The organism is Dictyobacter sp. Z7_2, assembly GCF_057551105.1.
Genome location: NZ_BAAJPE010000002.1, coordinates 200,536 through 211,745, shown reverse-complemented (window position 1 = coordinate 211,745; position 11,210 = coordinate 200,536). Strand labels below are relative to the sequence as shown.

The following is an 11,210-nucleotide window of genomic DNA, read 5'->3' as shown; positions in this document are numbered from 1 at the left end:
ATTTTTCCTCTTTAAGTATGTTTTTGTGGAATAATATTGTATGCCAAAGCTCGAAGGTTCCGTTGAGAACATCGTTTTTCGTAACGAAGAAAATCAGTATACTATTGCCCGCTTCCGCCTGAACGATCGTGGAAGGCTCTTTCGTGACGATTTAGCAACGATTGTAGGTGTCTTACCTGGTATTCATCCTGGCGAATTGCTGTCTGTTGAAGGTGAATGGGAGAGCGATGCTCGCTATGGGCGTCAGTTGCGTGTGGAAACTTTTGTACAGCGCCTGCCTGCTTCTGTGGAGGGGATGATCCGTTATTTGGGTTCGGGATTGATCAAGGGTATTGGACCTAAAAAAGCTCAAGCGATTGTCGATCACTTTGGCGAGCAGACTCTGGCTATTATTGAGCAGCAGCCGGAGATGTTGACACAGGTAAAGGGGATTAGCGCGAAGGACTGTGAGCGTATTGAGAAAGCGTGGCTGGAGCAGTCTGATATCAAAGAACTGCATCTCTTTTTGCAGTCGCATGAAGTCTCAATGCATGTCGCTACCCGTGTCTATAAACAATACGGACGTGAATCGATTCGCGTCGTGCGCGAGAATCCTTATCAACTGGCCCAGGACGTACAGGGAATAGGCTTTCGGACAGCTGATGATATCGCTGTGAAGCTGGGCCTGCCACATGATAGCCTTCCTCGATTGGCAACAGGCCTGAAATATGTGCTTACACAGGCCGCCAATGAGGATGGGCACTGTTTTTTACTGAGCAATGATCTGGTTCAACGAGCTTCTCAGATCTTGCAAGTTCCTGCTGATACACTTCAGATGGCTGTGGAACAGTTGCGCTCTGAGCAAGATGTCTTCATAGAGCCAGTGCCATTGCTACACGAATCTCCTCTGGCAGAAAAAGTTGCTTGTCTGGCTGCTCAGGGAGAGCAAACAGGTATTGATAGTTCAAGCGTAGATGGCCCTCAGAAGCCAGAGGCCCGTATCTACTTTGGCCCTTTTTGGTATGCTGAACATGGCTCAATGCGGCTGCTCCGGATTTTACAAAGTGCTCCGAGTTGCCTTCCTCCAACTTCACAGAAGCAGTGGGAGATTGTCTTTGACAGATTAAAACAAGTGCGTCATATGGAATTGACTGATCATCAGCGTGAAGCGGTGCAGGTGGCGTATCAACAAAAAGTCTCAGTTTTAACTGGAGGTCCAGGTACTGGTAAATCAACCTCATTGCGTGCTCTCCTGATGCTTTTACGGACCCGTAAGGTCGATTTTGCCCTGGGGGCTCCTACGGGAAGGGCCGCAAAACGCCTTACGGAAGCTACCGGTGTACAGGCGAAAACATTACATCGCTTGCTTGAATATGCTCCTCATGACAACAGCTATCAGCGTAACGAAGATAACCCTTTGCCTCATCAGTTTATTATTATTGATGAGTTTTCTATGGTCGACATTCTCCTGTTTTATCATCTACTTAAGGCGTTGCCCCGTACATCGCATCTTTTGCTGGTTGGTGATGCCGATCAATTGCCTTCGGTGGGTCCTGGCAACGTTTTGCGCGATATTTTACGTAGTAACACTCTTCCATCTGTACGGTTGATTGATCTCTTCCGGCAGGCCCAACAAAGTAAGATCGTTGTTACTGCACACCAGATTAATAGAGGGATCATGCCGAGCATTAAAAGCGAGGCTACCAGCGATTTCTTCTTTATGAGAGAAGATGATCCCGTTCGTGCGCAGCAACTTATTCTGGATTTAGTCCACAGGCGCTTACCGGCGAAGTATCATTTGAATGCTATCTCAGATATTCAGGTACTGGCACCTATGTATAAAGGGGCTGTTGGTGTGAAAATATTAAATGAACGCCTTCAAGCGGAGTTGAATCCCAGGGCACTGGGACAGGTTGAGTGGAGCGATCGCCTGTTTCGTATCGGCGATAAGGTAATGCAGACAAAAAATAATTATGATAAGGGTGTTTTCAATGGCGACGTTGGTTTTATTCGCCGCATTGATAAAGAAAACCTGCTGGTTAAAGTTGAGTTCGCAGAAGAAGCAGGACCACTCATAGTTGATTATTTGTTTCATGAGCTTGAGGAGTTAGTTCTGGCCTATGCAGTTACCGTTCATAAGAGTCAGGGGAGTGAGTATCCGGCGATTGTGTTGCCGTTGGTGCGAGAACATCGAATGTTGTTGCAGCGCAATCTTCTCTATACGGCAATTACACGCGCAAAGCGATTATGTATCCTGGTGGGTCAAACTTCTGCCCTGGAATATGCTGTTCAGAATGATCGCGTAGCTTTGCGTAATACAGGCCTGGCCGATCGTTTGCTCGAGCTTGGGCACGTACAAGGAGATGTTCGCACGTAATGGACATGCTTTGGAATAAGAATTGTGAATACCTTGTTTGTAATTAAAAAAGAGGAGTGCAAGTAAATGAATCGTCAAGAAGCTATTGACTTTCTGATGGATCACTACGAAAATCCACGCAATCAGGGAGAGATTGAGCATCCCCAGGTAAACCTGAATGGTGGCAATCCTGGTTGTGCCGACGTGATCACAATGCAAGCTCGCTTCGGTGAAGATGGCAAGCTTGAGGCGATAGCGTGGGATGGAGAGGGATGCACGATTAGTCGTGCTGCCGCTTCGTATGTGACGGAGATGGTCCAGGGATTAAATGCCGAAGAGATCGAGAATATTACTTATGAAGATCTGATGAATCAGCTTGGTCGCGAAGTGGTGATGACTCGCCCTACGTGTGCCACTCTGGCTCTTGGTACCCTTAAAAAAGGTGTCCATGAGTATGATATGCATCAGCGTGCGGACAATGCTCATTATCCCGATCATCAGCATTAATCGCGTGGCTTAAAGTTTTAAGATTTCTTGAGATGACGCTCCTATCAGGTCAGCCATATAACTGGTGATTGGTTTGTATAGGCGCTCGCTTTTATCTAAATTTAGCGACAAAATACTATAAATCATAAAGATTGCGCCAGCTAGAAAGTATTTCTAGCGCTTGCTGGTGCAATTTTTTATGTTCGAGATCATTAAGCCAGCGACTGACTCCGGATGGATGTGGGAGTGGTAAGAAGAATACTCCATTGTTTTCTTGATACGTGCCGATGATTGTGTCGAGCGTGCCTTTGTGAAAAAAGGCTTCGATTGCCATAGTCCCAACCAGAAGGACAACTCTGGGTCGGATGATGTCCAGTTCGGCATCTAAAAAGGGACGGCACAATGCCATTTCGGGTGGCGAAGGTTTACGATCCCCACTGCCTCGCGGATTTTTACCCGGGTCGCAACGCGTAAGCGAGCTTAGGTACGTATGATCATGTAAATAGTTGGGGGGAAATCCAGCTCCCTCTAACCACATTTGTAGGATACGCCCACCTGGGCCGCTGAAAGGACGATCCTGTTCTATTGAGCGATGACCAGGAGCCTGTCCAATTACCATGATACGGTCAGTTGCACGACCACTTACGATGGGATGTGCCACGGGGATATACCCTTGCCATTGACAAAGTCGGCAGCTACGAATATTTTGTTGTAATAGGCTTAATGCTTCTGATTTATTTGCTTTGTGCTGGTTCTTCAATAGTCTTTTCTTGAGATTGTGTCAGGCTGGGTTCATGAAAATGCTGGGTGATATGGCGATATTGTCCGGCATAGTAGAGAAGGGGATTTGACTCGATCTCTTCGTTCTCGCTCGCAAAACCTGGAACCTCTGCCTGTATTTGTCCTTTTTCGTCTATGAAAGCCGCTTGTCCTGTCATACCTAAGGCTTCAACTTGAGCTATAAAGATGACATGGTCGCCGCCTGGATACTCGGCAATAATTCTCGCATCTATAAAGGCTAATACATCGTCGATAATAGGGGCTCCAGTGGCGGCTGTGCGGTAGGGGGCATGACAGAAATGCTCAAAGCGTTCTGGACTGTTGGTGGCAAAGCCTCGTGACCATTGTTCTTGTTTCTCTGTGAGAATGTTGACGGCGAGAATTTTACTGTCACGAAAATGTTGCAGCGTCGTGCTGTTCAGGTCGACACAAACAAGTACAAGCGGTGGGTTAAGCGATACTGAACAAAATGAATTAACTGTAAGCCCTGCCAGGAAGTCTTTATTACGTGTGGTGGTGACTGTTACTCCCGTTGTGAAGCGACCCATCACCTGTCGGAAAAGTGCCTTTTGGATAGTCATAAAATATTCCTTCGAATAGAAACATATGAAAAGTGTGACGCTGTTGTTTCTGCTCTAAGTGCAGTGATCGATGCTGGCATCCCTGTATCTCAAACGTCGTAGTATGGCAGGGTGAATAGTTATTAGTAGAAGTATCACCCTTTGAGCTGCTACTTGTCAACTGAACATCGGTACAGGTCGCTTCAATGACTTCCATCCCATTTGGGCTATATTATTTTAGCTAAATTTGCATCTTTGTCCTTGCATCTCTGCCCTTGCATCTTGTGTGTGCACGCAATTTGTGTCTTCTGATTTCATGCTGGCTTTCTATGATGCGTTGTGATAGCTATGGGACTTTGTTTGGCTGTCTGAAGAGCACAAGTTTTCTTGACTTTGTGAAGGCGGGTCGATATACTCTGTGGAAGAAATGATTATTTGTTGTCTCTCCTTTGCTCTCACGAGTATCAAATCGGGCTTCTCTATCTTATGAAAATGCTAACACGTTCCATACAATCAACGCGCTTGCAAAAGACCCTTCTCCAGCAACGTTTATCGACATCATTTGTGTTCGTTTGTCTTGTCGTCGCGTTAGTGACTGTGATCCTGGTCTCTGTTAGTTTTGGTTCTGTGGCGATTCCTTTACAAACCATTCTCCAGATTTTAGTGAGCGGCACTAGAATTATACATGTACCTGTCGATTCATCGCTTGCCGTGATAATTCTCCAGGTGCGTCTTCCCGAGGTGATCGGTGCCGTCCTGGTGGGCGCGGCCCTTGCAGTTGCTGGTACCTTATTTCAGGGGATATTGCGTAATCCTTTAGCTGATCCCTATCTAATAGGGACCTCTTCGGGCGCGGCTCTAGGAGCAACTGTGGCGTTTGTGCTCCCTTTTGACACTGTCTACGGCTCCTTTTTTTCACTCACTCCATTGTTAGCGTTTGTCGGGGCTCTGATTACGGTCTTGTTTGTGTATGCTCTGGCGCGATCAGGTGGCCAAACGCCTGTGATAATGTTGTTGTTAGGTGGAGTGGTGGTGAGTGCCGTGTTGACTGCTGTGCAGACACTGATTATCAATATTTGGCCCTCAAATGATTTTGGACGTATTCTGGGATTGTATAATTGGCTTTCTGGCGGTATTGCTGTGGTCGGGTGGGGATCGCTGGCTCTGATTGCGGTACTTGTGCTGATGAGTGTGGTGGGGGCGCTGATGCTGTCTCAAATATTGGACGTCTTTGCTTTGGGTGAGGATGCCGCATCACATCTGGGATTGCATATCGAGTGGGCAAAGTTTCTGATCGTAATCATTGCGTCTTTATTAACTGCGGCAGCAGTCTCAATCAGCGGCCTTATTGGTTTTGTCGGATTAGTAACCCCGCACGTGATGCGACTGATGATTGGGCCTCGGCATCGGATATTGGTTCCCGCTGCGGCTTTGGGTGGAGCGATCTTTTTGACGCTGGCTGATCTGCTGGCACGTAGTCTACTGACACCGACAGTTCTGCCAGTCGGTATTTTTACTGCCCTTGTGGGAGCACCATTCTTCCTTTACTTATTGAGGCGCAATAAGCGAGAATATAAATGGTAGAGGATACAACAATGATTGCTCGACAGAGCTCTCTCCCTTTGTTACAGATGCAAGACGTGTCCTTTGGATATAATCAACAAACGCTGTTATATGATGTTTCTGTCGCAGTTGGTGCTGGTGAGATGGTCGGTTTGCTCGGTCCCAATGGCTCTGGTAAGACGACGTTGCTGCGCTTGCTAAGTGGGGTATTACAGCCTAAGCAGGGAAGGATTTTACTCGATGGTTGCGAGTTACCTTCCTGGGGACGTCGACAGATTGCGCAACGTATTGCGGTCGTGCCTCAGGAGCTTCACATGCCCTTCTCCTTCACTGTGGAGCACATGGTGGGACTTGGACGTACTCCATTTATACGCTCTTTTTGGGGTTCCCATAGCACATATGATCAGGATGTGGTACAGGATGCTATGAATGTAGCAGGAGTGGCACCGCTCGCGAAAAGTGTCTTTAATGAGTTGAGTGGTGGTGAGCGCCAGAGGGTCACGATAGCAATGGCGCTGGCACAACAACCATCAATTCTCTTATTGGATGAGCCGACTTCACATCTGGATATTAAATATCAGATTGAGACGTTAGCGCTGATACAACAACTCAATCAGGACCACAAGATGACTGTGCTGGCTGCCATGCATGATTTAAATCTGGCGGCACGCTATTTTACGCGTCTTGTTCTCTTTCAGCGTGGTATCGTTGCCGATGGCAGCCCGGCCGAAGTTTTAGAGCCCGGCTTGTTGGGGCGAGTGTATGGTGTTCAGGTACAGGTGGGCATTTTGCGTGGTGCGGAGCACTTGAGCGTTCTCCCTCCGATACAGGAAGGTGTTCTTGCTAAACAAGAAGAGCATCCTGCGGCATTGGTTCATGTGATTGCTGGTGGTGGTTCGGGAGAACTAATTATGCGAGCATTGGCAGATGCACAGATTCGTTTTAGCATCGGCGCTTTAAACATTGGCGATAGCGATCATACGTTGGCTCTCCGTTTAGCTGAGACTGTCATAACCGAGCAGCCTTTTGCTCCAATATCATCAGATGTGTTGTTACAAGTTCACGAACGGCTCAAGCAAGCTGAGGTATTGATTATTTGTCCAACTGCGATTGGCCCGGGAAACCTGGCCTTGATGCGTGAGGCTGTAGAGGCGGCTCGACGTGGCCTTATGGTTATTCTTGTCGCTATTCCTATACATACAACTTGCGTAGCGGATCATGTGACTATACCATCTACTCATGAGGATTTTCTACGTGATCTGGCTGCTCGTGATTATACCGGTGGACAGGGTCTTCTCTACGTTGAAGAGCTTCTGAATACTGGTGCAATTGTTACGACGTCCCTGGGCGACTCCCTCGATGAAGTGAAGAAACGTATAATATCCTATCAGACGACGCTTTGAAAGTTCTGGATGCCTTTACAAAGGTGTGATATTGTCTATAGGTGTTATGTGGTGATTTTTGTTTTCCATGCATTCCTACCTGCTCTGCTATTTTTCAGATGGAAAATACCTATTTAGTATCATGACTCATCTTATTGGTCTTGCGCCAATGTTGTAGATGGAGTGGACTTTCCTGACTCCGATCAGATGACCATGGAGCTAGCGGAGCCATGGTTAGTTCGGTTAATCCTAATAATGCTGCGTCATAATTAACACGCCACCCTTTGAAATCGACCCATGCCTGTTCTCGATCAGGCTTGAGTGGCACACCTGCTTCCGCTAAGGTATCCAGAGCGGTATTGAATTCTTCCTGGGTGATGCTGATTGGATCAGTTGGTGCTGGATCAGGGTTATATGGGATGAGGAAAAAGTCAGAGATATAACGTAAAGCCAGATATCCCGCTCGAATACAGAGATCGGCTTGCGAGTCGCGTGGGATATCGACTGCTGAGAGTGTCAATGAGGCTGCGTCTAAGACTGCTCCGGATGCTGTAATCCAGGAGCGATGGGGCTGTGGGGAACGTAGAAATGAGATGGCTGGCAGGGAGGTATGACTCTCCTCAATATCGACAAACCACATCTCCCAGGCGACCCAAATTTCCCCCAGGAATGTCAGGCGCTTTAAGCGATTGTAGCGAATAATCATCTGAAGCGCAGACGGTGGCGATCCAGCTCTTGTCTCGAGCAGAGTGACCGCAGACTCACGGCGTTCAAAGGCCGCGTAGATGGTGGGTAAATAAGCGATCAGGATAGTGATTAATATGAGTCCAATGGTGGCTTCCGAAAAAGTCAGAAGCATCGTAGGAAGGTTGTCCATGAGTGTGAAGCCAAGTGTGAGCAGGGAAGAACCGCTGAGCTTAAAAGCATCATACCAGGATTGTACATTGAGAGACCAATCCATCGCCATATAGCCGATTTGAATACATATCAGCCAGGTAAGTAAAAGTAAGAGTAAACTTACTGGCGTGTAGAGCTCCATTGCTCGATCACGTTCAGTGAAGGTGAAGAGACGACGTTTTCGTAGTTCAAATATGTAACGCATGTACACAAAAACTGTACGACTGATAAAATCAGGTGCGCTACGCGGCAATACGAAGGTGCGGATGGCGGAAAGAAAAGTTCCACTTACAATCCATACCCCGATTGCAAACATAATGATTCTGCATAAAATTAACAATATTGACATTGTCTATTGCACCGTTTCGTCTTACTACATGGATAATTCCTGCCAACAATGTCTAAGGATACACGAATCGTAGGAAATGGACAAGACAGAAAATTTACTGTTCTTTACTGTCTTGGAGAAGTAAGCCCTCTTCGTAAATGCGCCGAATGATATCTTCAATCTGTGGCTCAAGGAAAGTGACATCATGTAAACTATAGCGTGCTCCTAACCAGGCGACCAGCTCATGGGCGGGAATAGTATCCTGGCCAAAGTTGAGTCCAAGTTGAGGACCATCCATTTGCGCTACATGTACGCCTTGAGGTAAGCCAGGTAGCAGGGGGAGCCCTGCGTCATCTTGAGGTAAATGAGCTATCCTTGTTAACTCGGTTGTATCCAGCACGGCCATAAGAGTGCGCTCGCCACCAAAACGAGCACGAATATTTGTAACTGTGCCGTCATACAGTTTACGTCCATGATCTATGATGACCATACGTGGGCAGAGCGTTTCTATATCGTCCATATCGTGTGTGGTGATTAAGATAGTTGTCTTTTTTTGGGCGTTGAGGGTGAGCAAAAATTCACGCACACGCGCTTTGGCAACAACATCAAGACCAATAGTGGGCTCGTCAAGGTAGAGAAGTTCGGGTTCGTGCAGTAGTGCAGCTGCCAGATCTCCACGTACACGCTGCCCTAAAGAAAGTTGCCGTACAGGTGTATGGATAAATTCATCCAGATCCAGTAGTGTGCGTAGCTGCTGAAGATTTTCCCGGTGCCGTTCTTCAGGTATCCGGTACAGGTGACGCAGTAATTGTAACGAATCGATCAAGGGTAAATCCCACCACAATTGGGTGCGCTGGCCGAAGACAACACCAATGCGTGCGGCTAGTTCACGCCGCTGCCGTATTGGGATTAATCCAGCGACCTGTACGCTACCGCCGGTAGGCATCAGGATACCTGTCAGCATTTTGATAGTTGTACTCTTTCCAGCACCATTAGGACCAACCAGGCCGATGATTTCTCCTCGTTCTACTTGCATCGAGAGATCCTGTACCGCAAAAACCACGCGCTTTTCAGGATGAACAATGCTACGTAAACTTCCCAGGCGTCCAGAGCGACGTTTGGTGACATGAAACGTCTTGCTTAATTCTTTGGCCTCTATCATTATGTCCATGATATTCTCCTTAAATAGTTACAATTGCAGAAGCATCGAGTAATCCGTTGTTTAACTGCCCGTACTCTGATAATGTCGTACACCGATGCTCCAGACCTTACTGGCGACAAAGGCGAAGAGAAGAGCTGCCAATGGGGCCGCAAACGCCAGCTCGTTTGGTAGGCCGAAAGGCAGCGGACGATCCAGGATATAGCAGGTTGGGACATAAGAGCCAAAGGCTATTGGGACCACAAAAAGGAAGAACCTTTGCAATATTTGATGATAAATTGTGAGTGGATAGCTGAGCATCTCACGTCCGCCGTAGGTAAGAATATTTGTAAGCTCGGTGGTTTCAATCGTCCAGAAGCAGACAGTGGCTCCGAGTAAGAGGATAGATGTAAAAATGACGGCTCCGCTGAGAATGCCAATTCCTAAAATGAGTACCTTCGCCAGCGTCCAATGGATGGGTGTCGGAGCAAGGAAATGCAGCGCGAGCAAAAAGCCGAGTATCCCTTGCGTAATACGGCCCAGGCGACGTAGGCGAAAATCACTGCCAATCACTTGCAGAAAAGAATTCACCGGCCGCAATAAAACACGATCGAATTCTCCTTGCATAATGAGCAGAGGAAAATTATCTATCCCAGCTCCGACTAATTCTGATACTCCAAAGCTAATGGACATAATGGCCGATAATAACGCTACCTCGCCCACATGCCAACCAAGAATCGAGGGGAAAGGTATGAAAAAGAGTAGCAAGGCACTAAACTCCAGCGCTGTGACGCCAAAATATGTCACGATATCAATCAGCAGGTTCGCTTTGTATTGGGTTTGAGCTTTGAACTGGATGCTTATTAAGAGCCAGTAGAGATGTAAGTCACTACGTAAACTACGTAACATGAGTGTTAACCTCCCTGAGCGATTACGCGCTGCCGGGCTATATTGGTTACTTGTTTTACCAGGAGGGTCAAAAGGAATAACCAGATAATCTGACGCGTGCATTCAAACCATACTGTATTACCAGGTACTTTACCTAAAACTGATGCTACAGGTAGATCCATGAAATTATGAAAGGGCAACCAGTCAACAATGTTACGCAGCCATAGAGGAAGAAGTGGTAACGGTATGTAGGAGCCCGTGAGAAATTGTGCAATTACCAGGGCAAGCGTAGTCATTGCGCGGGCTTCGATGATCCAGAACGCGACGATGTTGTATAAAATACGATAGGCAATGCCCAAAATGGCACCTGCGGGCAAGGTCAGGCAAAAGATGGCCCATGATTGCCATGATAGTGGTATGCCCAATCCAAACAAGAGCATTCCCGCCAGATAGGTAGGTAGGCCCCGAAAGAGGATATAGTAGGCGTTGCTCCCCATCTCACGGCTGAACCAGTACCAGTAGAAATCATAGGGTTTACTTAAGTCCGCAACGACATCCCCGGTTCGGATTGTCTGCATGAGATCATTCCATCCGAAAGGCAGAATAAACATAATGATGGCTTGCATCATCCACGTGTAGCGTAGTGTATCTTGTACATCGTAGCCAGCCACGCTGGGTCGCGTGTGATAAAGGGCAATGATCACGTAGCTGAAAATTGAGGCAAAAAAGATATTCGTGCAGAGTCCCGCTAGATTTGACCAGCGATAGATTAATTGTCGTCGAAATGCTATACGCGCCACTTCAAAATAGAAACGTAGCACTTTCATCTCCTGTCGCTAAAGAGCAGCACAAA

10 protein-coding genes are annotated in these 11,210 nt (G+C 47.2%); 4 read left to right on the top strand and 6 right to left on the bottom strand.

Translation table 11 applies throughout. The features are described from left to right. Positions 1-40 precede the first annotated feature (40 nt). Both recD2 and AC27N8_RS14475 read left to right on the top strand, forming a co-directional pair. Entirely contained in the window at positions 41-2,356 is a 2,316-nt protein-coding gene (gene recD2 / locus AC27N8_RS14480) for an SF1B family DNA helicase RecD2 (protein ID WP_487068089.1), read from the top strand. A gap of 66 nt (positions 2,357-2,422) precedes the next feature. Further along, positions 2,423-2,842 (top strand): iron-sulfur cluster assembly scaffold protein, encoded by a 420-nt coding sequence (locus AC27N8_RS14475; protein WP_487068088.1) that lies wholly within the window; start codon positions 2,423-2,425, stop codon positions 2,840-2,842. Between the two features lie 115 nt (positions 2,843-2,957). On the opposite strand, the gene AC27N8_RS14470 is transcribed toward AC27N8_RS14475, so the two are convergent. Then, positions 2,958-3,482 (bottom strand): uracil-DNA glycosylase family protein, encoded by a 525-nt coding sequence (locus AC27N8_RS14470; protein ID WP_487068087.1) that lies wholly within the window; start codon positions 3,480-3,482, stop codon positions 2,958-2,960. A 73-nt stretch (positions 3,483-3,555) separates the two neighbouring features. Beyond that, positions 3,556-4,182: a flavin reductase family protein gene (locus AC27N8_RS14465; protein WP_487068086.1), complete on the bottom strand. Its 627-nt coding sequence runs from the start codon at positions 4,180-4,182 to the stop codon at positions 3,556-3,558. Between the two features lie 465 nt (positions 4,183-4,647). Between AC27N8_RS14465 and AC27N8_RS14460 the strand changes: the two genes are divergently transcribed. Then, positions 4,648-5,745 (top strand): FecCD family ABC transporter permease, encoded by a 1,098-nt coding sequence (locus AC27N8_RS14460; RefSeq protein WP_487068085.1) that lies wholly within the window; start codon positions 4,648-4,650, stop codon positions 5,743-5,745. 11 nt (positions 5,746-5,756) lie between these two features. Continuing rightward, a complete protein-coding gene (locus AC27N8_RS14455; RefSeq protein ID WP_487068084.1) occupies positions 5,757-7,127 on the top strand; it encodes an ABC transporter ATP-binding protein in 1,371 nt (456 codons plus the stop codon). Positions 7,128-7,236: 109 nt separating this feature from the next. Here the strand turns inward: AC27N8_RS14455 and AC27N8_RS14450 are convergent, their stop codons facing one another. From AC27N8_RS14450 to AC27N8_RS14435, 4 genes are all read right to left on the bottom strand, one after another. Next, positions 7,237-8,319, bottom strand: a complete 1,083-nt coding sequence (locus AC27N8_RS14450) for a hypothetical protein (protein WP_487068083.1) — start codon at positions 8,317-8,319, stop codon at positions 7,237-7,239. 127 nt (positions 8,320-8,446) lie between these two features. After that, the gene (locus tag AC27N8_RS14445; protein ID WP_487068082.1) at positions 8,447-9,502 is read right to left on the bottom strand and encodes an ABC transporter ATP-binding protein; all 1,056 of its coding nucleotides are present in this window, start codon (positions 9,500-9,502) and stop codon (positions 8,447-8,449) included. A 51-nt stretch (positions 9,503-9,553) separates the two neighbouring features. After that, positions 9,554-10,378 carry an ABC transporter permease gene (locus tag AC27N8_RS14440; protein ID WP_487068081.1) on the bottom strand — a complete coding sequence of 275 codons (825 nt, stop codon included), beginning with the start codon at positions 10,376-10,378 and terminating at the stop codon, positions 9,554-9,556. Between the two features lie 5 nt (positions 10,379-10,383). Further along, a complete protein-coding gene (locus tag AC27N8_RS14435) occupies positions 10,384-11,178 on the bottom strand; it encodes an ABC transporter permease (protein WP_487068080.1) in 795 nt (264 codons plus the stop codon). Between the last annotated feature and the right edge of the window lie 32 nt (positions 11,179-11,210).